Below are 24,695 nucleotides of genomic sequence, written 5' to 3'. Positions count from 1 at the left end.
ATGGAACAGCGCAAATTAGGCAAGACAGGACGGAATGTCTCCATCGTGGGTCTGGGCACCTGGCAGCTGGGTGCCGACTGGGGCAACGTGGACCAGTCCCAGGCCCAGGCCATCCTGGCAGCCTCCGTGGAAGCCGGCGTCACATTCTTTGACACGGCTGACGTCTACGGCGATGGCCTCAGCGAGCAGGCCATCGGCACGTTCCTGAAGGACAACCCCGGGCTTGACATCACCGTGGCCACCAAGATGGGACGCAGGCTGGAGCAGCAGCCGGAGAACTACAGCCTGGCCAACTTCCGGCAGTGGGTTGACCGTTCCCGGCACAACCTCGGCACCGACTCACTGGACCTGGTCCAGCTGCACTGCCCGCCCACCGCTGTGTACAGCAATAACGAGGTCTACGACGCCCTGGACACCCTGGTCTCCGAAGGTGCCATCCGCAGCTACGGCGTCAGCGTCGAGCGTACCGACGAGGCCCTGGAAGCCATCCGCCACAAGGGGACGGCGTCCGTCCAGATCATCCTGAACGCCTTCAGGCTCAAGCCGCTGGACGAGGTGCTCCCCGCCGCCAAGGCGGCAGGCGTGGGGATCATCGCCCGGGTTCCGCTGGCTTCGGGCCTCCTGTCCGGCAAATACTCCAAGGACACGTCCTTCGCTGAGAACGACCACCGCAACTTCAACCGCACCGGAGAATCGTTCGACGTCGGCGAGACGTTCTCCGGCGTGGACTACGAGCTGGGGCTCAAGGCCGTGGCCGAGTTCGAACAGCTTGTTCCCGAGGGGACTTCCACGGCACAGGCGGCCATCGCCTGGATCGCGGCCCAGGACGGCGTCACTACCGTGATCCCCGGCGCCCGCACCGTGGATCAGGCGAAGGCCAATGCTGCTGCAGGTTCAGTTGCACTGGGTGAGGAATTCGACGAGGGCGTCCGCTGGATCTACGACCACTACTTCCGCGAGGCCATCCATCCCCGCTGGTAGCACATGAGCACTAGAGTCGGCGCCTTTGTGGAGGGGCTTTCTTCCGTGCCGTCAGCGCCTGGCCGCAACAACTTCTTTGATACCGCTGTCCCGGCCAACGCCCAGCGCCGGCGCAACCTGGAAATCTATCTGCAGGAAATGCTGGACCGCTCGCCCAAGGTGCTGCTGCTGGGCGAGGCACCGGGTTTCAGGGGCATGAGGATCACCGGTGTTCCCTTCACGAACCGCACCATGTTCGAGGGGCCAGCCAACCGCTTCGGACTGTTTGGGCCGGGAAAGGGCTATTCGCTGCCACCGGAGGCTTCAGGGGTCGCATCCGAGCCAACCGCAACGGTGATGTGGGAGGTTCTGGCGGAACTGCAATTCCTTCCCCTGCTGTGGAGTGCGTGCCCGTTTCACACCCATCTCGCAGGCCGGCCCCAGTCCAACCGCACGCCCACGGCTGCGGAAGCTAACCTGGGAACTGCTTTCTGGCGGGCGCTGACGGAAGTGTTCCGCATCGAGACCGTGGTGGCTGTGGGCAACGTGGCGCACCGCAGCCTGCTTCGGAGCGGTGTGGACGCGCCGAAGGTGCGGCACCCCTCCCACGGCGGGCGGTCCGGGTTCAAGCGGGGACTGGGGGAGTTGCTCCTCGCCGGTGCGGAGCAGTGACTACCCCAACAGGTGGAGCTGCTCCGGAGTGTCAATATCCTCTCCGGTGGACTGGTCGCTGCAATCCACTTCGTCCACCAGCTCGGGGTGGGCCTGAAGGTAGAGGCGTGCGCCGGCGTCGCCCGTCACTGTCGCTGCCACCTCGTCCCTGAGCGCGACGTCGACGAGCAACGGGTGCCCGCGCCGCAGCACGCCACCGGGGCCGCCGTCGTTATATGCAGCAGCGGTGATCCGTCCTGGCCGGTGGAAAGCCAGGAGCCTGCCCACCGTCCGGGTGGTAAGGCCGGGTTGGTCCACCAGGGCAATCAGCAGATGGTCCGCGGGGTCGGCAGATTTGGTTCCCAGCAGGTAGGAGCTGCCCATTCCGGACTGCCAGTTGCGGTTCACCACCGTCCGGAAGCGGTCAAGGTGGGCTGTTGTGCTGACATCCGCTGCCCTGGCGCCGAGGACTACCACCACCTCGCGGCAGCCGCCGTCCAGCAACGCATCGGCGATGGCCTCAACCAAAGGCCGGCCGCGGTACGGCAGCAGGGCCTTTGGTCCCATCCCCAGGCGCGTTCCCGCGCCAGCGGCCAGCAGGACGCCCGTTGTCCGCGTGTTGCTGCCATTGCCCATAAGCACACCCTAACGGAGTTTCCGGCAGCTCTTCCTGGCTGTGGGTGGTTCTGCTACTTTCCGTATCATGAGAGATGCATCTTGCCTATTGAAATCCTTGGCAAGGCCTAGACCCGCGCAGAGGAGTATGGATGAACGGCAATCAGAACAGCCCAAGGGTGGCAGTCATCACCGGGGCAGGCTCGGGGATCGGCCGGGCCGTCGCCCGGCTAATGCTGGCTGAAGGGTACGCCGTTGCCCTTGCCGGCCGCCGGGAGCAGCAGTTGCTCGAAGCCGCAGCAGGCCATTCGCAGGCATTGGCTGTACCGTGCGACGTCACCCGGCCCGACGACGTCGAGCGCCTTTTTGAGGCAGCCCGCATGCGGTGGGGGAGGGTGGACGTGCTCTTCAACAACGCCGGGACGTTCGGCCCTGCCGGCGGCGTCGACGAGATCTCCCTTCCGGATTGGGAGGCAACGGTGGCCGTGAACTTGACGGGCTCCATGCTTTGTGCGGCCGCAGCGGTCCGGCTGATGAAGACGCAGGACCCGGGCGGCGGGCGGATCATCAACAACGGTTCCATTGCTGCGCATTCCCCGCGGCCGCAGCGGGTGGCCTACACGGTCACCAAGCATGCCATGACGGGCCTCACCAAGAGTATTGAACTGGACGGGCGTGGCTTTGGCATTACCTGCGGCCAGATCGACATCGGCAACACGGCCACGGAAATCATGGACAACATTGGAGGAGGCCCCGGCGCGCTCCAGGCAGACGGCAGCCGTCGGGTGGAACCAACGTTTCCGGTGGAGGAAGCAGCCCGGGCGGTGCTGCTGATGGCCAACATGCCGCCATCGGCCACCGTAGGCTCCCTGGTAGTAACGGCGGCCGGCATGCCGTTCATCGGACGAGGCTAGCCCTTCCATTCCCGGCCGCACCCCTCCTGTCCCTCCCCAGTTCCCCCCACCCCCGTTCCTCCCAGGCCCTCCCCTTTTGGAGTTTTTGTCCATTTGTGGCGACTTCCCGCGACTGGAACTCGCCACAAATGGACAAAAACTCCTGGTGGGGATGATTGCCCTGTGGATAACTCCAAATTGTCCGTGTGGGGGTGCCTGAATTGAACTATGAACAGATTGGTGCCCCTTCCGGAAGCGATGAGAGCGCGGCCCTTTGCCGCCGCGGAGGCTATTCAGGAAGGGGTGTCCGCCAGCAGGCTGAAGGCCGCTGACCTGCTCCTGCCAAGCCGCGGAATCAGGGTTCCCAAGTCCAGCGAACAAAACCTCCATGCCCTCGTCCGATCGCACACCCAACTGCATGCAGATACATTTGCCTGTCTTGTGAGCGCGGCGGAGGTTCACGGCCTCCCACTTCCGCCCTGGGCGGAGTTCAGGCCCGACGGCGGCGCGCCGGTAACTGCCGCCGTCGAACCAGTTCCGTGGGGAAAGAAGAGCGGGGCTCACTTCCGCGAGCCCGGCCGGTTTCTCCATCTCGCACGGCAAGGCGGCGGGACGCTGCCCCGACGCAGAGGCATCGCGGGGCACCGGCTAAAGATCAGGGATGGCGACCTTACGGAAGTCGACGGCCTGCGAGTTACCACGGTGGCTCGAACCTGGGTGGATCTCGGCTCGGTCCTGCCCGTCGACGACCTCATCGTGGCCGGCGATGCGATCGTCAGTGCACACGCAAGGACGTTTGACACCCGGAAAATGGCTCTTGTGCCGCTGGCGGAACTTCGCCAGTTCGTGGAACACGCCAATAGCCTGCACGGAGTTCGCAGGTCACGGATCGCCCTCGACTCATTGCGGGTGGGCGTGGATTCGCCTCCTGAGACCCGGTTGCGCCTCCTTCTGGATGACGCGGGGCTTCCCGAGTTCGTACCGAACTGCCCGGTCGATGACGTCCTTGACCGCCCGGTGTGGACCGATCTGGGTTGCGTCGCATTCCGTACCTGTGTGGAATACGACGGCCTCCATCATTTGACTCCCGAACAGCAGGCGATGGATGCCTACCGGGACCAGCGGGTGACGGAGGCAGGATGGCGTCAGGTGAAGATCAACAGGATCGATATGGAACACGGCCCGGGATGGGTGGCATCGAGGGTCAAGCAGGCGCTCCGGAAGCAGGGCTGGCAGCGCTGACCCCTTGAGGCCCGGGAAGGTGTCCCGGTCTCAAAATGGGAAGGCCAGTTCGACCGCAGTGTGATGGTCCGGGCATTCAAGGGCGAAATCACCAACCATGATTCCGCCATCATGCTGGGCGTGGAGGAAGTCTTTGAGGACCAGGAGCTGGAGCGCCTCAGCGATGGCCAGGCGCCCTCGCCAAAGTTCCGGGGCGGCCCGAACCCGGGCGACATCCCCGAGTTCCAGATGAGCAGGAGGTCCCCGGCAGCCGCCGTCCCTGATTCACCCTCAGGCTCTGCAGCGGGCGAATAGCTTTCCGCCGCCACCGCCCAAGGTAGCCCGTCCCTCAAGGGGCGGGCTGCCGGCGCCTAAAACCCGTGGAATTTTTGTCCCTTTGTGGCGGGCAAAAGTGCCTCAAAGTCGCCACAAATGGACAAAAACTCGGGGGGTTAGAGGGGGAGGAGGGCGGAGAGGTCGGCGCGGAGACCGGAGGCCGCAACCCGGCCCGCCTCCACCGCGTCTGCCCAGCTCAACTGGCCGGTCACCATCGCAAGCCAGGTGGCGGCGTCGCACTCAATAACGTTGGGCGGCGTACCCCGGGTATGGCGGGGCCCCTCCACGCACTGGGTGACCCCGAACGGCGGCACCCGCACCTCCACCGAGTTGCCCGGCGCCCGGGCGGTGACCTCCTCCAGCGTGTATCGGACGGCGGTTGCGGTGACGGTACGCGGGACGGAAACGTCCGACGGCGTGGCGGCAGCTTCCTGCCAGGCAGCCAGCGCTGCCTTGCCTTCTTCAACGTCAATACGACGGCGCGCTACAGCCATGCGGCCGGCCTCCTGAGATGGGGATAGGGGTCTGGAACAGGATCAGTCGAGGAGTGCCGAGACGGCAGGTCCCAGCCGGATCTTCCCCACCGGCCGCCCGCCGCCCAGCACGGGTTCCACGACTTTCTCCAGGACGCTGGAGACGCCGGGGATGTCCACGGCGCCGGCAGCCGCGAGGAGCGTCAGGCCCACCAGCGAGGTGGCACGGAGGTTGCCGTCCAGCATCTTGACGGCCACGGACACACCCTGCGCCGTGGCCATGGCCAGGACGCCTTCCGCGCCAATCTTGGCGATGACCTCCAACTCGTCCATCACAATGGTGTTGGCCTCGCCGCGGCCCTGCACCGCCCAGGGGTAGTCCAGCATGGACGTGGCAATTGTGGCGGCGCGGGCACTGGCGTTTTTGTCCCCCGGGGCCTTGGCCAGCCTCGAAAAGGAACGGGCCAGCCCCAGGAGTGAGATGGCCGCTACGGGGGCGCCGCAGCCATCGATTCCCAGATGCGCGATCGGTTCGCCGGCGTATTCCTCGATCACGCTCCGGATGCGCTGCTGCAGCGGGTGGTTGGGCTCCAGGTAGCTGTGGGTGTCCCAGCCGTTTTCGGTGCAGGCCCAGAGGAACGCGGCATGCTTGCCGGAACAGTTGAAGGCCAGCTTGGATTTGCCGCGACCGGAACGGACCAGCCAGTCCCGGGCCGTCTCGTCGTGCGGCCAGGCGTCGGGGCACTGGAGCTGGTCCTCGCGGGCCCCTGCGGCCTTGAGCATGCCCTCCACCACGTCCATGTGGTCCAGGGATCCCACATGGCTGGCGCACGCAAGCGCCACCTGGGCACCGCGCAGCGGCACGCCCGACTGCATGGCGGCCAGCGCCTGCAGCGGCTTGAGCGTGGACCGCGCATAGATGGGCGTGGTGATGTCACCAAGTTCGGTCACCACGGACCCGTCGGCTGCCAGCACCACGGCGGAGCCGATGTGCCGGGACTCCACAAAGCCGCTGCGTTCAACAACGGCGAGTTCGACGGCGGAGTCCACGGTAAAGGTGGCATGGGGGTTGTGGGGCATAATGCCAGTCTAGGGGCCGCAATCCGGAATGCCGGGCTACTCCACGGTGACCATGACCGACTGCCAGCCGGAGGCGCCGTCCGGGACCGGATCAGCGCGCTGGTCCGTCTGTACCTCGCCTGTCCCGTCGGTGGCCCGGACCTTGATGTAGTGCGGCCCGGGCGTGGCGTCCCAATCGAAGGACCATTGCCGCCACGTGATCAGGGACGCCTCCGTGGACAGTGTTGCCTCGGCCCAGTCGGTATTGTCTATCTGGACTTCCACCTTGGTGATGCCACGGGTCTGGGCCCAGGCCGTCCCGCCGATGGCCACGCGCCCGGCCGGGACCTTGGCGAAGGACTTGGGGACCTCCACACGCGCCATCGTTTTGATGGGGCCGCGCTCGGACCAGCCGCGCTGGGTCCAGTAGGCCTTGCTGTCCTCAAAACGCGTCACCTCCAGGTCCACCACCCATTTGGTGGCGGAGACGAAGCCGTACAGCCCGGGAACCACCATCCGGACCGGGTAGCCGTGCTCCAGCGGCAGCGCTTCCCCGTTCATGCCGATGGCAAGGATGGCATCGCGGTCATCCTGGAGGACCTCCAAAGGCGTGGAGGCGCTGAAGCCGTCAACCGACGTCGACAGCACCATGTCCGCGCCGTCCTTGGGGCGGGCGCGCCGGAGGACCTCACGAATGGGCAGGCCCAGCCAGGTGGCGTTCCCGGCGAGGTTCCCGCCCACCGGGTTGGAGACACAGGTGAGGGTGATGTGCGATTCGATGAGGTCGGCGTCGAGCAGGTCCTGGAACGTGAGGCGAATTTCCTCCTCAACCAGTCCATGGACCCGCAGCTCCCAGTCATCGGCGTTGACCTCGGGCACGCTCAACGCGGTGTCGATCCGGTAGAAGTCACTGTTGGGCGTGACCCAGGGAGTGACGCCGGATGCCGCCGACTGAACCCCGGCCGGAACCGCGGCCGCAGCCCTGACCGGCTCAGGAAGCCGCAGGGCTCCCCGGGCCTGATTAATGTTGCTGCGGGCAGCACCCAGGAGCCGGCCGCCAACTGCCGCCACCCCGGCGGCTGCCGCCGTGATGCCGGCGGTTGCGAAAAAGCCGCGGCGGGTGCTGGCCGGCCGCTCAGGGTCCTTGGATGAAGTGTCCGCAGGGGCATCAGGCCATGCCTTCATTCGCCAGAGCGGCGCAACCAGCAGGCGCAGCACCACCAGCCCGGCCAGCGTGCCTGCCAGGGTGGGGATGGCATCCAGCGGCTTGACGCTGGCCCGGGTCACAACGCTCGCCACCATCACAGAGCCCATCAGCAGCACTCCCGCCACGCCGAGCACCCACCGACGGTAGGCCACCACCCCCAGCACGCAGGCCAGCAGGAAAATGGTCAGGCCCATGCCCACAAACAGCGCAGCCTTGTCGTTGGTGCCGAACGTGGCGATGGCAAAGTCCTTCATCCACGGCGGGGTGAAATCGATGAAGGTGGAGCCGAGCGCAATGACGGGAGTTGCCCGCGCCGTAAAGAACGCCCCGATCAGCTCCGCTACGGACAGGACGACGGCGGCAGCCACCACGCCGGCCAGAGCCGCCAGCGCTGTGGGGCCCTTGAGCCAGTTCAGGAGCTTGATCATGCCTCTGGTTCGTAACGGAGGGCTGTGGGGATTGCTCCGGCAGGGAGGCAGCTTAGGAGCCAGCCGGGTGGGCAAAGTACGCTTGGAGACTGTGAAGGTACTCGTCATCGGCCCCGGAGGCCGCGAACACGCCATTGTCCGCTCCCTGCTCGCCGACCCCAACGTATCCGAGGTCCACTCTGCTCCCGGCAACGCCGGTATCAGCAAGCTGGTCCCCACCCACAACATCAACGGCAATGATCCGGACGCCGTCGCGGCACTGGCCACCAAGCTCGCGGTGGACCTAGTGGTGGTTGGCCCCGAGGCCCCGCTCGCAGCAGGCGTGGCGGACGCAGTCCGGGAGGCCGGCATCCCGGTGTTCGGACCCAGCAAGGCAGCCGCCCAGCTGGAGGCTTCCAAAGCCTTTGCCAAGGAAGTCATGGCGGAAGCCGGCGTGCCCACGGCCATGGCAATGGTGGCGGCCAACGCGGAGGAAGCAGCATCCGCCCTTGATACCTTCGGCGCACCCTACGTGGTGAAGGACGACGGCCTGGCCGCAGGCAAGGGCGTGGTGGTGACCAACAACCGTGACGAAGCACTGGCCCACGCGCAGGCCTGCTTCGACGCCGGCGGCACCGTGGTGATTGAAGAATTCCTGGACGGTCCGGAAGTTTCTGTCTTTGTCCTCTGCGACGGCCGCAACACCGTGGCACTGTCCCCGGCACAGGACTTCAAGCGCATTTTTGACAACGATGAAGGCCCCAACACCGGCGGAATGGGCGCCTACACTCCGCTGGAGTGGGCACCGGAAGGCCTGGTCGAGGAGGTCATCGACCGCGTGGCCCAGCCCACCGTCAACGAAATGGCCCGCCGCGGCACCCCCTTTGTGGGCGTGCTGTTCGTTGGCCTGGCCCTGACCTCGCGCGGAACCCGCGTGATCGAGTTCAACGTCCGCTTCGGCGATCCCGAAACGCAGGCCGTGCTGGCCCGCCTCAAGACGCCGCTCGGTGCGCTGCTGCTGGCAGCCGCCAAGGGCGAACTGGACCAGGCGGAAGAGCTTCGCTGGTCCAAGGAAACCGCTGTCGCCGTCGTCGTAGCGTCCGAGAATTATCCGGACACCCCGCGCACCGGTGACCGGATCCGCGGGCTGAAGAAAATTGACGAGCTGGAAGGCGTCCACGTGATCCACGCGGGCACTGCCCTGGACGAGCAAGGCAAGGTGGTCTCGGCCGGCGGCCGGGTGCTCGCCGTGGTTGCGCTCGGCAGCGACCTCGTGGAGGCGCGTGAAAAGGCGTACGACGGCGTGGAACTGGTTCAGCTGGAAGGGTCCCAGTTCCGGACGGACATCGGCGGCAAAGCCGCCCGTGGCGAGATCAAGGTAGCCAACGCAACCGCGTCACTGCCCGTGACAAAGACAAAGGCATAGCATGACTGAAAATTACGAAACCGGCAACGCCGCCAAAGCCGGCCTGCACACGAAGACGCTGGACCTGCCGGGATGGCAGCACGTCTACTCCGGCAAAGTCCGGGACCTGTACGAGCCCGTGGACGAAACCATCCGCCAGCAGGTGGGCCAGGACTGCGTCCTGGTGGTGGCGAGCGACCGCATCAGCGCCTTCGACCACGTCCTGGCCAGCGAAATCCCCGACAAGGGGCGCATCCTCACCCAGCTGAGCCTCTGGTGGTTTGACCAGCTGGACGTGGTCCACCACGTGCTTGCCTCCACGGTGGAAGGCGGGGTCCCCGCCGAGGTTGAAGGCCGGGCCATGATCTGCAAGAAGCTGGACATGTTCCCCGTGGAGTGCATCGCCCGCGGCTACCTCACCGGCTCCGGGCTGCTTGAGTACAACGCGTCCGGCACTGTCTGCGAGATCCCGCTTCCGCCGGGCCTGGTGGACGGTTCCCGCCTGGACAGGGCCATCTTCACTCCCTCCGCCAAGGCTGAGGTGGGCGAGCACGACGAGAACATCACCTACGACGACGTGGTGGCAATGGTGGGAGACGACATCGCAGCACGCCTGAGCGAACTGACCCTCAAGATCTACACCACCGCGGAAAAGGTCGCCCTGGAACGCGGCATCATCCTGGCGGACACGAAAGTGGAGTTCGGCTACGACGCCGTCTCCGGCGCCATCACCTTGGGGGATGAGGTGCTCACCCCGGATTCCTCCCGTTTCTGGGACGCCGCCACGTATCAGCCGGGCCAGGCGCAGCCGTCCTATGACAAGCAGTATGTCCGGGACTGGCTGACTTCAGCAGAATCCGGCTGGGACAGGAAATCGGACACCCCTCCGCCGGCACTGCCTGAGGACGTTATCAGCCGGACGCGAAGCCGCTATGTAGAGGCCTACGAAAAGCTCACCGGTAAAACGTTCTCCTAGGCTTCGCTAGCTGGCTTTGGCAGCCTTCGCAGCCCGCTGCTGGGCCAGCTTGATCTCCAGGACGGCGTCCAACGCCTGTTGGACGCGGTCCTGGGCACCGGCGGCGCTGAAGGCCTTCTGCGCCTCCTCCAGGTACACCAGGGCCTCGTCCGATTCGCCCGCAGCCTTGAGGGACTTGCCCAGCAAAAGTGAGACCTCCCCAGCCGTGTGCTTGGCCAGTGCGGAGCGTTCGGAGTGGATTTCGCGCAGCTTTTCCACGGCGGCCACGATGTCGCCGGTGAGGTAAAGCCAGCGCGCACGGATGAAGGCCACTTCCAGTTGGTCTGTTTTGTTCCCGCCCACAATGGACAGCGCCAATTCGGCACGTTCGATCGAGGAGAGCGTTTCCGGCTCCACAATTCCTGAGGACAGCCGGACTGCGGCGGAAGCCTTGTTGAAGCGGGCCCAGAGTTCGATGTCGTTCGCAGGGGAGAGCATCTTGGCGGCACGCTCGTGGTACTTGATGCCCTCCGGGTAATCGTGGCGCATAAAGGCCACGTTGCCGATGACCCAGGCGACTTCCCCGGCCAGCTGGGACATCGAGTGCTCATCCACGTGTTCGTTCATGGCCTGGCAGTACTTCCAGGCCTCGTCCAGCCGGCCGCTTTCCGCGAGGGCGCCAATCAGCGCACGGTGCGCGCCGATGATGAGGGTGGAGCCCTTGGGCAGCTGGGCGCAGAGCTTCACGGCTTCCAGGGCATGGTCCACGGCGGTGCTCAGCTGACCCTGTCCCTGGCAAATGCCCGCAAGCATCTGGCGTGCCCGTACGCCCAGTCCGACGGACTCGGTGGCCATGGGATGTTCCAGCAGGTGATACATGATCTTCTGGGCTTCCTGCCAGTTGCCCTGCTTGATCAGGCACTCCGCCTGCATGTAGGTCATGTTCCACCAGGCACTGGTGTTCTTGCCCTCCAGAGCGATCTGTGCGGCGGTGGCGGCGTGGCTGGCAGCGAGCGGGTAATCCCGCAGGTCCCAGGCCTGCCGCGCATAGAGTCCGGCCAGGACGTACTCGGCGTCGCTGACTGAAATTGGCTGACTCCAGGCTTCCAGCGCCTTGGGCGCCAGCTCCAGCCTGCGTGCCAGTTCCTCGATTACTTCGGCCGTTGGTTCCCTCCGGCCGGTCTCGAGCAGAGAAATATAACTAGGGGAGTACAGGTCCTTGCCCAGTTCAGCCTGCGTCAGCCCACGTTCGAGTCGCTCCGCCCGGAGCTTCTCCCCGAATCCGTTGCCCACGGGATTTCCTCCTTATTCCGGACAGTCTTTGTACTCAATGCTTGACAGTCCCTGTGGAAAACATTTTACAATGTATGTCAACAAGGACAGTGCTGACTTTGTAACGAATCCGACTCGTATTGAGGAACTTTTATGTTGAAGAAGATTGCAGCCGCAGCCGTACTGGCTGGTGCCCTGGCGTTTTCTGCGGCGGCCCCGGCCGTCCTGTCTGCAGGTTCCATTGCTGATACCACGGGTAGCGCCGTAGCAGTAGGCAACTGGCCTGACCCCATGTCCAAGCCCGTCAAGGAGAAGGACAAGGACAAGGACACCACCTACACCACCAACGTCGGCAACTGGCCTGACCCAATGTAATCAACCTTCTTCTTAAGGAGGCGAGGCCCCGGAGCATGTGCGAACCATGCTCCGGGGCCATTCCTTTCCCCTAAGATTTTTTGGCCCGAAAATCCTGCCCGGAAGGTTGTCACGGGACGGTTACAGGGAACACAAAACGGTCACCGCCGAACGCTCACGGAGCATGAAAAAAGAGGGCCTCCCGGGGGAGACCCTCTTTCTTGTGGTCGGGATGACAGGATTTGAACCTGCGACCTCTTCGTCCCGAACGAAGCGCGCTACCAAGCTGCGCTACATCCCGATCCGCTGCAAAAGCAACTTTACAAGAATAGCCGATGCCGGGTCCGGATGCGAAATCCGCCGGCGCTCAGACCGGGGCTCAGACTGGCGCTCAGACCGGCGCTCAGACCAGGGAGTCCTTCCAGGCGCCATGAAGGTCCGCGAAGCGTCCGCCGCCACCGATCAATTGAGCCGGCGTACCGTCCTCCACCACACGGCCGTCGTGGATCACGAGCACCCGGTCAGCCGTTTCCACCGTGGAGAGCCGGTGGGCGATGATGAGCGCGGTGCGGCCCCCGCGCGCCGAACTATTGCCCGCGGTTGCCTGCAGCAGGCGCGCCAGCCCTGTTTGCACGAGCCGCTCGGAAGGAACATCCAGTGACGAGGTGGCTTCGTCCAGGATGAGGACTGCCGGCCGGGCGAGGAATGCCCGTGCGAAGCTGATGAGCTGGCGTTGGCCGGAGGAGACACGCCCGCCACGCTTGTTGACGTCAGTGTCATAGCCTTCGGGCAGTTCTGTAATGAACCCGTGCGCGCCCACGGCCCGGGCGGCCTCCTCGATCTCCGCGCGCGAAGCCTCCGGCCGGCCCAAGGCAATGTTGTCCGCCACGGAGCCGCTGAACAGGAACGCTTCCTGCGTGACCATCACAATGTTCCGCCGCAGGTCGGTGCTGCCCAGGTTGCGCAGGTCAATACCGTCCAGTGTCAGGGAGCCGGAGGAGACGTCGTAGAACCGGGCGATCAGCTTCGCCAGGGTGGACTTGCCGGCACCAGTCTGGCCCACCAGGGCCACCGTCTGCCCGGCGGGGATATGCAGGTCCAGGCTGGGGATGATGACAGGACCGTCCCCGTAGCGGAACTCCACGCCCTTGAAGTCAATGGTTCCTTCAGCGTCCCGGAGCGGCACGGCATTCTTGGGCGGCCGCACGGTGGGGACCTCCTGGAGCAGGCCGGAGACCTTCTCGAGGGCGGCCTGGGCGCTTTGGAAGGAGTTGTAGAACATGGCCATCTGGTCCACGGGCTGGAAGAAGCGCTTGGTGGAGAGGATCAGTGCCAGCAGCACGCCCACGGCCAGCTCTCCGTTGAGCACCCGGAAACCGCCGAAGAGCAGCACGGCAGCAACACAGACGTTGCCGATCAGCACCAGGCCCGGCTGGAAGATGCCGTTGAGGTTGATGGAGCGGACCGTCACCAGGCGGTAATCCTCGGCGAGCTGGCCGTAGGTTTCCGCGTTTTCACGTTCCTTGCGGAAAGCCTTCACCGCGCGGATGCCTGTCATGGTTTCCACAAAGTGCACAATCAGCCGGGCCGAGACCACCCTGGATTCGCGAAAGGCGATCTGGGAATGCTTCTGGTACCAGCGGGACAGGAAGTACATGGGCACGCCGGCGGCGAGCACTATCAGCCCGCTTCGCCAGTCAAGGGCAAACACTGTGACGGCGGTGAAGACCATAAACAGCATGCCTGAGGCCAGTGAGCTGACGCCGGAATCGAGGAGTTCGCGCAGGGCCTCCAGGTCCGAGGTCTGCCTGGCGATGATCCTGCCTGAGGTGTATTTTTCGTGGAATTCCAGGCTGAGGCGCTGGGTGTGGCGGAAAACCCGTACCCGCAGGTCCAGCAGCATGGCCTGGCTGAGCCTCGCTGTGGACGTTACGTACAGGGCGGTGAGTCCCGCCGTCGCAAGGGCCGCCGCCAAATATGCGACGCCGGTCAGCACCAACGGGAAGTTGTCACCTGCCTGCAGGGCGGGCAGGGCGTGGTCAATGCCGTAGGCGATCAGGGCAGGACCCGCTACGCGGGCCGCCTGCGACAGGACCACGGTGGCGATGGTGAGCCAGAACCTGAGGCGCACCGGGCGGATCAGGGAGGCCAGCAGGGCGAGGGACCGGCGCCGTACGGTTCTGCTGTCGCTCTTGCTGAGGTGGGCGTTGTCCTCGTTGGCGGTGCCGAAGGTGGTGCTGCTCATCGGTTGATCTCCTCAGCGGCTGCCTCTGCGTTTGCCTCTTCTTCAAGATCCGACAGCTCCGAATCCAGGTCGCGCGGTTCCCGGTCCAGGCTGGCAATCACATACCGGTAGTGGGAGTTGCGGGCCAGCAGTTCGGTGTGGGTCCCGACGGCGGTGATCCGCCCTTCCTCCAGGAGCGCCACACGGTCGGCAAGCGCCACGGTTGACGGACGGTGGGCCACGATCAGCGTGGTGGTTTCTGCGAGTACCTCACGGAGCCGCGCCTCCACCAGTTCCTCGGTGTGCACGTCCAGGGCGGAAAGGGGATCATCCAGCACCAGGACCCGCGGTTTGGCTGCAATGGCACGCGCCAGGGCGATGCGCTGGCGCTGCCCGCCGGACAGGCTGAGCCCTTCCTCGCCGATGAGGGTATCCACACCTTCGGGAAGAGAGTAAACGAAGTGTGCCTGGGCGACGTCAAGGGCCTCCTCCAGGGCTTCATCGGTCCGTTCCTGCGCGCCGAGCAGCACGTTGTCCCGGACGGAATTTGAGAACAGGGTGGTGTCCTCGAACGCCACTGCCACCACGCGGCGGAGTTCTTCGACGTCGAAGTCGCGCAGGTCCACGCCGTCGATGGTGATGGAACCATCGGTGACGTCGTAAAGCCGGGGGACCAGCTGGATCATGGCGCTCTTGCCGCTTCCGGTGACACCAACCAGGGCCATGGTTTCGCCGGGCCTGATCTCCAGGTTGATGTTCCTGAGAATGGGCTTGTCTGGGGCGTCCTCGAACGCGAAGGTCGCGTTGTTGAAACTCAGCGCGCCGCGAAGTTGCGAAGGCTTTTGGGGCTCTGGTGGGCTGGTGATGGTGTTGGCGGTGTCCATCACTTCGTAGTGCCTGTCGATGGCGGTTTTGGCGGTGAGGGCCATGGCCAGCAGCATCCCGGAGAATTCCACGGGGGTGGCGATGACCGCGGCGGTGGCGAAGAAGGCAACCAGGGCGCCAATGCTGAGCTCACCGCTGGCACAGAGCATCACACCCACCACCAGCCCGGCACCCAGCGCCAGCTCGGGCAGCAGGGTGACCACCATGGTGAACGTTGCCTGGTGCCGGGCCTTGGCAATCTCAGTCTGGCGGAGTTCCTCGGCCTGTTCGTTGAAGGTCTCCAGCGCCTCTCGGCTGCGGCCGAAGGCTTTGAGGACCCGGATCCCGTGGACCGATTCCTCCACCGTGGTGGCGAGGTCACCAGCCTGGTCCTGGCTGCGCCGTGTTACCTTGCTGAACCGTGTCCGGAAGCGGAAGCCGTAGGCCATGATGGGTACTGCGGCGGCCAGGAAAACCAGGGCCAGCTGCCAACTCATGGTAAACATCACCACAGTGCCGATGATGACCGTCAGTGTGGTGACAACCAGCATGATCGCGCCGAAGGCCATCCACCGGCGCAGGAAGTTCAGGTCCGTCATGGCGCGGGACAGCAGTTGGCCGGAACCCCAGCGGTCATGGAACGAGACAGTCAGGTCCTGCAGGTGGCCGTAAAGGGAGACCCGCATCCGGGTCTCAACGGTGGTTGCCGGGTTGATGACAAACTGCCGGCGCAAGGCCACCAGTCCGGCCTCGGCGATGCCCAGGATCAGGATCACGATGGCGGCACTCCAGACCGCGCCCGCCTCGCCGCCGGGCTGAAGCGACTCGTTGATCAGCACACGGAGCACCTGGGGGATGGTGAGTGCCACCAGGCTGGCCAGGAGTGCGCAGAGGAGCCCCATTACCAGCCGGGGGATAATCGGCCTCACATGGGGATAAAGACGGCTGATGGATCTGAAGAATGGAGTCTGCTTGGCCATGCCCGCTTCTCAAGCTCTTATGCGAAATGTAGTTTCCCGTAGCAACAACCTTATGCCATCACGTCAGGCGGTTCACGGGATTGCTGAGGCAGGGGACGGCTTGGCCAGTTATTCGAATCCGCAATGAGCGACAGCCCGTATTTCGCTGACCCTCCTGCGTTGCCCTATCAGCTACAGCCGCTAAACCACGTGAATGGCAACCATACGTGATAGATCAACGGTGGAAATCAGTGTTTTTGCGCCGGCAGGCTAGGAGCGGGCGGTGAGGGTCAGCAGGACGGCTTCCGGCCTGCAGGCAATGCGGACCGGGGCGAAGCGGGAGGTGCCGATACCGCCGGAGACGTTGACCGGCGTCGTGCGTCCGTCGAATTCCCAGTCGTTGAGGCCTTTGGCCCGCCAGGTGGGAATGTCGCAGTTGGCCACCACTGCGCCGTAGCCGGGGATGCAGATTTGGCCGCCGTGGGTGTGGCCGGCCAGCAGCAGGTCCGCGCCGTCACGGGTGAAGTGGTCCAGGACGCGCTGGTAGGGGGCGTGGATGACGGCCACGCGCAGGTGCTGGGTCTGGTCCTGGTTCCTGGTGCCGCGCGGCCAGCCGGCGTACCGTTCACGGTTCAAGTGCGGATCGTCCACGCCGGAGAAGTCAAAACGCAGGCCTTTCAGGACCAGCGACTGATGGCGGTTGGTCAGGTCAACCCAGCCGCCCATCCCGAACCCGGCGCGGAGCCGCGGCCAGTCCAGCTCAATGGAGTCACGCTTGGCCTTAGACGGGCCCAGGAGGTAGGACGCAGGGTTCTTCAAGCTGGGGGCGTAGTAGTCGTTGGACCCTGGAACAAACACACCGGGGAATTCCAGGAGCGGACGCAGGGCCTTGAGCAGCGGATCCACAGCCTTGACGTGGCTGAGGTTATCGCCCGTGTTGACTACCAGATCCGGTTCCAGCGACGCCAGTGACTGCAGCCAGGCGGCTTTCGTGTCCTGGCCCGGAACGAAGTGGATGTCGCTCAGGTGCAGGATGCGGAACGGGGCCCCTCCCTCGGGCAGGATGGGCAGGGATTCCTCCCGCAGGACAAACTGGTTCTTCTCCCACAGCCCGTATCCGAAAGCGGCAAGCCCTGCGGCGGATGCCGCGGCGGCGGTGACGGCAAAGCCGCGCCCGATGTTCCGGACGCGGCTGGCCAAGGCGGAGGTGGCTACCATGCGCGGCTAGCCGTTGCCGTTGCCGTTGCCGGGCTTGCTCGGCTCAGCCGACGGCTGCGTGGACGGCTGCGGAGCCTGCGTGGCCTGCGTGGTGGGTGCCGGGCCGGACCTCGACGGTCCGCCACCCAGCAGGTTCGACGGCGGTGCCGGGAACGGATTGGTGCCGTAGGCCGGAGCAACCTGCGCCATGTACTTGGAGAACATTGGTCCGGCGATCATGTAGCCGTCCAGGTTTTCGTAGAACTGGCCGTTGAAGGACAGGTTCCGGCCCGGCCGCCTCTGGTCGCCCAGAGGGTCGCCGAACCAGGCTGCGGTGGCCAGACCCGAGGTGTAGCCGACCACCCAGGTGGACTCGTTGAAGTTGGACGTTCCGGTCTTGGCAGCCACAGGGAAGTTGGTCTTGGTGGACAGCCGCGGTTTGATCAGCGAACCTGAGCCCTGGTTCAGGACTTCCTGAAGCGCATAGTTCACGCCGCGGGCCACTTCAGGCTTGAGGGCGTCACGGCAGTTGGAGGACTGGGCCGGCAGTTGCGCCCCGGTCTGGTCAGTCACGGAGCTGATGGCGATCGGCTCACAGTACTTTCCGTCGTTGGCGAAGGTGGCAAAGGCGCTGGCCATGGTGAGCGGTGCCGTCTGCCTGGAACCCAGAAGGTTGCTCAAGGTAAACATGTCCACCTTGGGGTTGGGAACTCCATTCTCGGCATCCGGCAGGCCTTCGTGCAGCCCCACTGCGTCCACGATCTTCTGGATGCCGCAGAAGTCCAACTGCGCTGCCGAAGCAAAGGTGGCTGTGTTGATGGAGTTGTACAGGCCTTCCAGCACCGTCATGGGACGGTAGTAACCTTCCCCTGCATTCTGGAGGTTGTCGGCGGCGCCGAGGCCCTTCTCGGCGGTGTTGTACCCACCCGTGGTGACACCACAGGAGTTCCGCCACCTGAAGTTCAGCGGATAGACACGCTGGGCGGCGTTGACCACGGTGTTCATGGACTTGCCCTCATTGAGCCATTCCGCGAACGTAAACGGCTTCATGGTGGAGCCTGGCTGGGCGCCGCCCAGGCCGTTGAGGTCGTTGCCGTCCTTGTCCAGCTTGTCCACGTTGAAGTTCACCTGGGAATCGAACTTGCCGTCCGCGGGGAGGAACGAGGTGTTCTGCGCCATCGAGATGATCTTGCCCGTGTTCGGCTGCACGGACACCATGGCCGCACCCCACTTGTCGGGGTTGGCGCCGGCGGAGGCATCGGACTGGGCCTGCGCGGCGGCCTGCGCGTTCGGGTCCAGTGTGGTGGTGATGGTCAGGCCGCCGCCGAAGACCCTTCTTTCCCGCTCTTTGGCATCCGCACCGTAGGCCGGGTTGTTCAGCAGCAGGTGCAGCACGTAGTCACAGAAGTACGGTGCCGTGGCGGCGTAGGCGCAGCCCTGCTTGGCCGGGGTGACCTTGGGCTCCACCGGAGTCGCCACGGCCGCATCGTGGTCCGCCTGGGTGATCTTGTTCTGGCTCAGCATCAGGCCCAGTACCAGATCCCGCCGCACCTTGGCGTTGTCAGGGTTGGTGAGGGGGTCAAAGGCACTGGGGCTGTTGACCAGGCCGGCCAGGAGGGCCGCCTGGGGGAGCGTAAGGTCCTTTGCGCTGGTGCTGAAGAACAGCTTGGACGCGGCCTCGATCCCGTAGGCGTCGCGGTTGAAGAACACGATGTTGAGGTAACCCTCAAGGATCTGGTCCTTGCTGTATTCCTTCTCCAGCGCGATGGCCAGCTTCATCTCGCGCAGCTTGTCCCCAACGCCCTTGTTGAGGCTGCCGTTGAGTTTGATGTCCTCGATGTTTCCCTCGGCCTCGAGGTTGGAGTTAAGGACGTTGTTCACGTACTGCTGGGTGATGGTGGATGCACCCTGCCTGTTTCCACGGGCCGTGCTGACCAGGGCTCGGAGAATACCCGTGGTGTCCACGCCACCGTGGTCGTAGAACCGGCTGTCCTCAACGGCGATGACAGCTTCCTTCATAAGCGGCGAGATCTGGTCCAGGGAAACCTTGGTCCGGTTCTGCGTGTAGAGGTTGGCGATCACGCTGCCGTCTGCGGCCAGGATGGTGGTGGACTGGCTGGGCGGGTCCACCTTCAGCTCTGCCGGAAGAGCGTCGAAAAACTCGATGGAACCGCTGGCGGTGCTGCCGGAAACAGCCGCGGCCGGAACCAGCAGGCCTGCCACCAGGACACCACAAATAGCGCTCACGCCAAGGAAGCCAAGAATCTTTCCGAGGGTAGTGGCCGTGTCGAAAATGGGGTTCTTACGAGTCACCATGTTTTCCACTTTAGCGGCAAGGACTAGTCTTTAGCTCATGACCAAATGGGAGTACGCCACGATTCCGCTCATTATTCACGCCACAAAGCAGATTCTTGACCAGTGGGGAGAGGACGGCTGGGAGCTCGTCCAGGTAGTCACAGGACCTGACGGCAACGGCCTTGTTGCCTACCTGAAGAGGGAGAAGCAGTAGCCATGAGCACCCCCTCAGACACCACGTCCGGCGCGGCAACGGCGCCCATTTCCGCCGTCGAGCAGCGGCTGGCCGAACTCGGCCTAACCCTCCCCGAGGTACCGGCTCCGGTGGCCGTTTACGTGCCCGCGATCATCTCGGGCAACCACGTTTACACCTCCGGCCAGCTGCCGTTTATTAACGGCAAACTCGAAGCAACGGGCAAAGTGTCCACCGGCACCGAGGGCTACGCTGACGAACCCACTGTTTCGCCGGAAGACGCCCACCGCTACGCCGCGGTGTGCGCGGTGAACGCCCTGGCAGCAGTCAAAAGCGTGATCGGCGATCTTGACCGCATCACCCGGATCGTCAAGGTTGTGGGATTCGTCTCATCGGATCCGTCGTTCACCGGCCAGCCCGGTGTTATCAACGGCGCGTCCGAACTCCTGGGCAGGGTCCTGGGTGAGGCGGGGCAGCATGCCCGCTCCGCCGTCGGCGTTAATGTGCTGCCGCTCGACTCTCCGGTGGAACTCGAACTGATTGCGGAATTCAGCTAGGACCGGTCCTTCCTTTGCCACAGCTCGCCAGACGCCTTTTTGTACTCCCACCCGATCTTGAAGGGGCAGCACAAAGCTGGCTCGAACACGGCGAGCGGACTCCGCGTGCCGCCCGCCTTGCGTCGTCGGTAGTCCTGCTGCGCGATTCCCCCAGCGGCCTGGAAACCTGGCTTGGATACCGTCCCGGTTCCTCGCCGCTGGGGGTCCTCGCGTTTCCCGGAGGTTCCCTGGACGCGTCCGACGACGATCCCGTCGGCTGGCTGGGTCCCTCACCCCAGTACTGGGCCGAGCAGATGGGAACTGACGACGTCGGCCTGGCCCGGCGCCACGTGGTGGGCGCCATCCGGGAACTCTTTGAGGAAACCGGTGTGCTGCTGGCCGGGCCAGACGCAACCACCACTGTCGAGTCCACGTACGTCCAGGAGTGGATGCGCGCGCGGGAGGCCGTGTCAAACCAGGAGAAATCGTTCACCGAAGTACTGGCGAAGCGTGGCCTTTCGCTGCGCACCGACCTCCTGAAATCCCTGGTCAACTGGCGCAGTCCGGACTTCGCGCACTTTCGCTTTGATACCCGCTATTTCGCGGCAACAGTGCCCATGAACCAGGAACCCACCCTCTTGGAGAGCAAGGGCGTGTGGGGGCGCTGGGTGAGCGCCTCCAAGGTCATCGCGGAGCGGGACACCACAGCGCTGGGCGATGAGGTGGGCCAGGAAAACACGGTTGGCCTTACCCTGGGCCAATTGCTGGTGCCCGGATCGGAGATCATACTCGAGAAAATGGCCGCCGCCAACGGCTGCGTCGCCTACCTCAGCTACAAGCGCAAGGCCCACGTCTACCAGCCCAGGCTGGTGCAGGAAGACGGCAAGCTGATGCTTGAGGTGGAAGCTGCCAAGACCGTAGCAGGCGAGCCGCAGCGCGAACGCTAAGGCTCTACGCGCGGCCGCCGGCCTCCCGAACGGCTGCCCGGAACCTGTCGCCCAGCAGTTGGATCCGTTCCACAGGCTCGTTGCTGAACACCAGCCGGAGGTGTCTGTCCGCCACGGGCCCGCCCCAGCCCGTCATGGCCGTGGCAGCCACGCCGTGCCGCAACAGGACCCGGGAGAGGTCGCCCGGGTCCACGCCATGATGGACGGTATCCACGATTTGTGACCAACCGCCTGCGGCCGGAATCATGGCGAAGCCCTGCAGCGTAGTGGTGAGGGCATTGCGGCGGCGCTCCCATTCGGTAACGCACTGGGCAAAGCTGTCATCACCGTCGCTGAGGGCAGCAATCAGGCCCGCCTGTGCAATGCCGCCGGGAGTGATGCCGTTGTAGATATGGACGACGGCGAGATCGGACATCACTGCCCTCGGAGCCAGAATCCAGCCGATGCGCCAGCCGATCATCCGCTGCTCGATCGACGCCGATCCCACGATAATGGTGCGCTCACGCATTCCCGGATAGGCCACAGGACTCAGGATTGGCTGGGCATCGAAAACGATCCCTTCCATCAGGGACCAGTAGATCAGCCAGAGGTCCCGTCCGACGCAGAGGCCCGCAATCGCTGACCATTCGTCCTCGGTCAGCCGGTACCCCGAGGGAAACGATGGGTTCTGCAGGAAGATCGCCCGGGTCTTGGGTGTCACGGCTGCCTCCAGCTCACCAAGGTCCAGCCGCCAGGCACCTGCGGAGACGGTCATGGGTACCAGCCTGGGCACACCTCCGGCCAGGTAGACCCGGTTGAGCATGCCCGCATACGTTGGATCCGTCAGCACGATTTCATCGCCGGGATCAGTCAGGGCCAGCAGGGCATCAAGCAGGCAGTCTCCATCGCTGGAGGTCAGGATGACTTCCGTTGCCGGGTCATAGCTGACACCGGTCCGTGCGGCGACATATCCGGCGACGGCTTCCTTGGCGGCCAGTTGCCCAGTAAACGGCAGGTAGGAATTGGCTGAATCCAGGCCCACTGCTGCGCGGGTGGCTTCAATCGCTGCCGGCGGGGGCAGCAGGTCCGTGTCCAGATTCTCCAGCCGCAACATCTCCGGATCATCACCTGCGGAAGCGGCCACCGTATCAATGTTGAAGCCCGCTACATGGTTTAGTCGGGTGGGCCTGGGTCTCATTGCCTTGCCTCGTTTCGCCTCGGTCCCCGCCCGGCATGCTACAGGCGGATGGTGGAGTACGGGCGGCTGGGGAGATGGCCTGCCGTCCACGGCCTGACGGAAGGCTCCAGCGGAATCTGCCCATGCCCGTCACGGATCACCAGGACCACCGTGCCGACAACACCGGCTAACGACGCCAAGCCCAGGACGACCAATACAACGATCATTGCCACAGACATTCTGATGCACCTCGTAGCTCAAATCCTACGACCGTCAGTGATGCTGGAACAGGCCCGGCTGCCACGCAAAAGGCCCTAAGGCGGGCATCCGGAAGCGTGTGTCAAAGCGACGAAAGAGCAGGATGCCGGCCTTAGGGCCTCATTAATGAAAACTTAGCGGGAGCGCTGGCGCAGGCGCTGCATGTCCAGGATCACTACGGCGCGGGCTTCGAGGCGGAGCCAGCCGCGCTGGACGAACTCGGCCAGGGCCTTGTTAACCGTTTCACGGGACGCGCCGACAAGTTGGGCCAGCTCTTCCTGTGTGAGTTCGTGGGCCACCAGGACGCCATCGGTTGCCGGGCGGCCGAAGCGGTCTGCCAGATCCAGGAGAGCCTTGGCAACCCGGCCGGGAACATCCGAGAACACCAGGTCGGAGAGGGAATCGTTGGTGCGGCGCAGGCGTCGGGCCAGGGCCTGCAGCAGCTGCGCGGAAACCTCGGGACGGGTGCGGAGCAGCGCGTTGAGGCTTTCGTTCCTGAGCCCCGCAAGGCGGGTTTCAGATACTGCGGTTGCTGTGGCCGTTCGGGGGCTGGGGTCAAAGAGGGCCATCTCACCGAACAGCTCGCCCGGGCCCAGGATGGCCAGGAGAGATTCCCTGCCGTCCGGGGACGTGCGGCCCAGCTTCACTTTGCCGGAGACGATGAAGTAGAGCTGGTCGCCCTGGTCGCCTTCCCGGAAAACCGATGCACCGCGGGAAAGGTCCACCTCGGTCAGCTCATCCGTCAGCAGACGGAATGCTTCGTCGTCGAGCGTGGCGAAAAGGGGTGCTCGGCGCAGTACCTCGATGTCCATAAAATCTCCTGAGTAATGTGTCGGCTGTGGCGCTTGTGCCATTGTTCCAGAATTTTCAACGTTCTGTGACGTACTTGGCAGCCGAAACGGCCTAAACCACTGCAGAAAAGTCATATTCGGAGCAGGGGCTGCGTGATGCCCGGCACCCTTTTTCGAACAGGCGGACGTTGCCGGATCGGAATCCGGCCCGCCCCCGTCCCACAGGGGAATGTCAGGCAGCGCCACTAGAATTGGGTCTCAACCGTTTATAAGGAGCCTGGGTGTTTGGCTTGACTGTTCTGGACCTGGTGCTGATTCTGGCGCTGCTGTCCTACCTGATCTACGGCCTGCGCAACGGCTTCCTGGTGACACTGGGCGGGATCGCGGGTTTCGCCGCCGGTGCCATGGCGGCGTTTTTCGCCGTTCCCCTGGTCAGCGAATTCGTGGACGACTCCGCGTGGAGGCTTACTGCCATTGTGGCGTCCACGGTGGTGCTGGTGGCTTTAGGGCACGGCTTGGGAACCATGATCGGCCGGAAAATCCGCGGCGCAGTGCGGATCACGCCGCTGCGTGCGGTGGACCGGCTGGTGGGCGGAGCGGCCAACCTGGTGGTCTCAGCCTTGGTCATGTCAATGCTCGCGTTCAGCATCAGTTCCCTGGGCGTACCGTTTGTGTCACAGCCGTTGGCCGAATCCAAGGTCATCCGGTTCATCGATGGGCTGACCCCCAACCCGGTGAAGGCCACCATGGCCCAACTCCGTTCCACGGTGATCGGCAACGGCATTCCCACCCTCCTTGAAGGCCTGGATCAGGGTGCGCCTTTGCCCGTTCCGAACGCCAGCACCGACACACCGGCGCTTAACCGCGCCGCCGAATCCGTGCTTAAAATCGCCGGCACAGCCTACGAATGCGGCCAGAACCAGACAGGGAGCGGCTTTGTGGTGTCTCCCGGGCGGGTTGTGACCAACGCCCATGTTGTGGCGGGCGTGTCGCAGCCGGTGGTGGAGATCCTGAACGGCGGTGCCATGCCCGGGCGGGTGGTCTACTTCGACACCAAGAACGATCTCGCAGTCCTGGCGGTTGACGGCCTGCCCACAGAACCGCTGGCGCTCAGCCCTGACCTCCCGAACGGAAGCCCGGCTGCCTTCGCTGGGTATCCCCATGGCGGGCCCTTCCAATCCAAGCCCGCAACAGTCCAGGACATCACCACCGTGCTGGTCCCGGATATCTACGGCAACAACTCCTCGCCCGAGGAAATCTACCGACTGGCAGGGGATATCCAGCCCGGGAATTCCGGCGGGCCACTCCTCACCACAGACGGGCTGGTTGCCGGGGTGATCTTTGCCAAGGCAACCTCGGATACGGAGATGGGTTTCGCCATCACCATGGATGACCTCACGCCCGTTGCCGCCCAGGCGCCAGCGATGAACGCCCCGGTGTCCTCCGGGCAATGCATCCAGAAGTAGG

General features: G+C 64.6%; 23 protein-coding genes, 1 tRNA gene and 1 pseudogene. 12 read left to right on the top strand and 13 right to left on the bottom strand.

What is annotated here, in order from left to right; translation table 11 throughout:
- Both M1E17_RS19335 and M1E17_RS19330 read left to right on the top strand, forming a co-directional pair.
- Positions 1–981: an aldo/keto reductase gene (locus M1E17_RS19335; RefSeq protein ID WP_457963535.1), complete on the top strand. Its 981-nt coding sequence runs from the start codon at positions 1–3 to the stop codon at positions 979–981.
- Positions 982–984: 3 nt separating this feature from the next.
- Positions 985–1,632, top strand: a complete 648-nt coding sequence (locus M1E17_RS19330) for a uracil-DNA glycosylase (protein ID WP_457963534.1) — start codon at positions 985–987, stop codon at positions 1,630–1,632.
- Here the strand turns inward: M1E17_RS19330 and nboR are convergent, their stop codons facing one another.
- Entirely contained in the window at positions 1,633–2,247 is a 615-nt protein-coding gene (nboR, locus tag M1E17_RS19325; protein WP_457963533.1) for a nicotine blue oxidoreductase, read from the bottom strand.
- Between the two features lie 131 nt (positions 2,248–2,378).
- Between nboR and M1E17_RS19320 the strand changes: the two genes are divergently transcribed.
- From M1E17_RS19320 to M1E17_RS19310, 3 genes and pseudogenes are all read left to right on the top strand, one after another.
- Entirely contained in the window at positions 2,379–3,140 is a 762-nt protein-coding gene (locus M1E17_RS19320; RefSeq protein WP_457963532.1) for an SDR family oxidoreductase, read from the top strand.
- 207 nt (positions 3,141–3,347) lie between these two features.
- A complete protein-coding gene (locus M1E17_RS19315) occupies positions 3,348–4,361 on the top strand; it encodes an endonuclease domain-containing protein (protein ID WP_457963531.1) in 1,014 nt (337 codons plus the stop codon).
- A gap of 27 nt (positions 4,362–4,388) precedes the next feature.
- Positions 4,389–4,655, top strand: a pseudogene (locus tag M1E17_RS19310) (hypothetical protein); the annotation flags it as partial.
- 137 nt (positions 4,656–4,792) lie between these two features.
- Here the strand turns inward: M1E17_RS19310 and M1E17_RS19305 are convergent.
- Genes M1E17_RS19305 through M1E17_RS19295 form a run of 3 tightly spaced genes read right to left on the bottom strand, consistent with a single transcriptional unit; the run spans position 4,793 to position 7,843 of the window.
- The gene (locus M1E17_RS19305; protein WP_457963530.1) at positions 4,793–5,170 is read right to left on the bottom strand and encodes a sterol carrier family protein; all 378 of its coding nucleotides are present in this window, start codon (positions 5,168–5,170) and stop codon (positions 4,793–4,795) included.
- Between the two features lie 42 nt (positions 5,171–5,212).
- Positions 5,213–6,229, bottom strand: coding sequence for an asparaginase (locus tag M1E17_RS19300; RefSeq protein ID WP_457963529.1), 1,017 nt, complete (start codon positions 6,227–6,229; stop codon positions 5,213–5,215).
- A 36-nt stretch (positions 6,230–6,265) separates the two neighbouring features.
- Entirely contained in the window at positions 6,266–7,843 is a 1,578-nt protein-coding gene (locus tag M1E17_RS19295; protein WP_457963528.1) for a molybdopterin-dependent oxidoreductase, read from the bottom strand.
- Between the two features lie 91 nt (positions 7,844–7,934).
- On the opposite strand from M1E17_RS19295, the gene purD reads away from it, so the two are divergent.
- Positions 7,935–9,248 carry a phosphoribosylamine--glycine ligase gene (gene purD, locus M1E17_RS19290; protein WP_457967844.1) on the top strand — a complete coding sequence of 438 codons (1,314 nt, stop codon included), beginning with the start codon at positions 7,935–7,937 and terminating at the stop codon, positions 9,246–9,248.
- Position 9,249: 1 nt separating this feature from the next.
- Entirely contained in the window at positions 9,250–10,203 is a 954-nt protein-coding gene (locus tag M1E17_RS19285) for a phosphoribosylaminoimidazolesuccinocarboxamide synthase (protein ID WP_457963527.1), read from the top strand.
- 6 nt (positions 10,204–10,209) lie between these two features.
- Here the strand turns inward: M1E17_RS19285 and M1E17_RS19280 are convergent, their stop codons facing one another.
- Positions 10,210–11,475, bottom strand: coding sequence for a helix-turn-helix domain-containing protein (locus M1E17_RS19280; RefSeq protein WP_457963526.1), 1,266 nt, complete (start codon positions 11,473–11,475; stop codon positions 10,210–10,212).
- Between the two features lie 132 nt (positions 11,476–11,607).
- Here M1E17_RS19280 and M1E17_RS19275 point away from each other — a divergent pair, with 132 nt between their 5' ends.
- The gene (locus M1E17_RS19275; RefSeq protein WP_457963525.1) at positions 11,608–11,829 is read left to right on the top strand and encodes a hypothetical protein; all 222 of its coding nucleotides are present in this window, start codon (positions 11,608–11,610) and stop codon (positions 11,827–11,829) included.
- 203 nt (positions 11,830–12,032) lie between these two features.
- On the opposite strand, the gene M1E17_RS19270 is transcribed toward M1E17_RS19275, so the two are convergent.
- The 5 genes from M1E17_RS19270 to M1E17_RS19250 form a co-directional block, all read right to left on the bottom strand.
- A tRNA-Pro gene (locus tag M1E17_RS19270) sits at positions 12,033–12,109 on the bottom strand.
- A 102-nt stretch (positions 12,110–12,211) separates the two neighbouring features.
- Positions 12,212–14,053, bottom strand: a complete 1,842-nt coding sequence (locus M1E17_RS19265) for an ABC transporter ATP-binding protein (RefSeq protein ID WP_457963524.1) — start codon at positions 14,051–14,053, stop codon at positions 12,212–12,214.
- The gene (locus M1E17_RS19260; RefSeq protein ID WP_457963523.1) at positions 14,050–15,876 is read right to left on the bottom strand and encodes an ABC transporter ATP-binding protein; all 1,827 of its coding nucleotides are present in this window, start codon (positions 15,874–15,876) and stop codon (positions 14,050–14,052) included. The genes M1E17_RS19265 and M1E17_RS19260 overlap by 4 nt, the downstream gene beginning before the upstream one ends.
- 249 nt (positions 15,877–16,125) lie before the next feature.
- Positions 16,126–17,073 (bottom strand): metallophosphoesterase, encoded by a 948-nt coding sequence (locus tag M1E17_RS19255; protein WP_457963522.1) that lies wholly within the window; start codon positions 17,071–17,073, stop codon positions 16,126–16,128.
- A gap of 6 nt (positions 17,074–17,079) precedes the next feature.
- On the bottom strand, positions 17,080–19,368 hold the full coding sequence (locus M1E17_RS19250; RefSeq protein ID WP_457963521.1) for a transglycosylase domain-containing protein: 2,289 nt from the start codon (positions 19,366–19,368) through the stop codon (positions 17,080–17,082).
- Between the two features lie 37 nt (positions 19,369–19,405).
- Here M1E17_RS19250 and M1E17_RS19245 point away from each other — a divergent pair, with 37 nt between their 5' ends.
- From M1E17_RS19245 to M1E17_RS19235, 3 genes are read left to right on the top strand one after another with little or no spacing between them, the layout of a single operon-like run.
- Positions 19,406–19,561, top strand: coding sequence for a DUF4177 domain-containing protein (locus M1E17_RS19245; RefSeq protein WP_011693223.1), 156 nt, complete (start codon positions 19,406–19,408; stop codon positions 19,559–19,561).
- A gap of 2 nt (positions 19,562–19,563) precedes the next feature.
- On the top strand, positions 19,564–20,097 hold the full coding sequence (locus M1E17_RS19240; protein WP_457963520.1) for a RidA family protein: 534 nt from the start codon (positions 19,564–19,566) through the stop codon (positions 20,095–20,097).
- Positions 20,098–20,111: 14 nt separating this feature from the next.
- Positions 20,112–21,023: an NUDIX hydrolase gene (locus tag M1E17_RS19235; RefSeq protein ID WP_457963519.1), complete on the top strand. Its 912-nt coding sequence runs from the start codon at positions 20,112–20,114 to the stop codon at positions 21,021–21,023.
- Positions 21,024–21,027: 4 nt separating this feature from the next.
- Here M1E17_RS19235 and M1E17_RS19230 read toward each other — a convergent pair whose 3' ends face one another.
- The 3 genes from M1E17_RS19230 to M1E17_RS19220 form a co-directional block, all read right to left on the bottom strand.
- Positions 21,028–22,146: a pyridoxal phosphate-dependent aminotransferase gene (locus tag M1E17_RS19230; protein ID WP_457963518.1), complete on the bottom strand. Its 1,119-nt coding sequence runs from the start codon at positions 22,144–22,146 to the stop codon at positions 21,028–21,030.
- Between the two features lie 92 nt (positions 22,147–22,238).
- Entirely contained in the window at positions 22,239–22,406 is a 168-nt protein-coding gene (locus M1E17_RS19225) for a hypothetical protein (RefSeq protein WP_457963517.1), read from the bottom strand.
- Between the two features lie 165 nt (positions 22,407–22,571).
- On the bottom strand, positions 22,572–23,249 hold the full coding sequence (locus M1E17_RS19220; protein WP_214961308.1) for a Crp/Fnr family transcriptional regulator: 678 nt from the start codon (positions 23,247–23,249) through the stop codon (positions 22,572–22,574).
- 260 nt (positions 23,250–23,509) lie between these two features.
- On the opposite strand from M1E17_RS19220, the gene M1E17_RS19215 reads away from it, so the two are divergent.
- On the top strand, positions 23,510–24,694 hold the full coding sequence (locus tag M1E17_RS19215) for a MarP family serine protease (protein ID WP_457963516.1): 1,185 nt from the start codon (positions 23,510–23,512) through the stop codon (positions 24,692–24,694).
- The last annotated feature ends 1 nt before the right edge of the window (position 24,695 follow it).

Source organism: Arthrobacter sp. D1-29 (genome assembly GCF_054130585.1).
The sequence above is the reverse complement of the archived record's forward strand: the minus strand, read 5'-3'. Positions and strand labels throughout refer to the sequence as shown.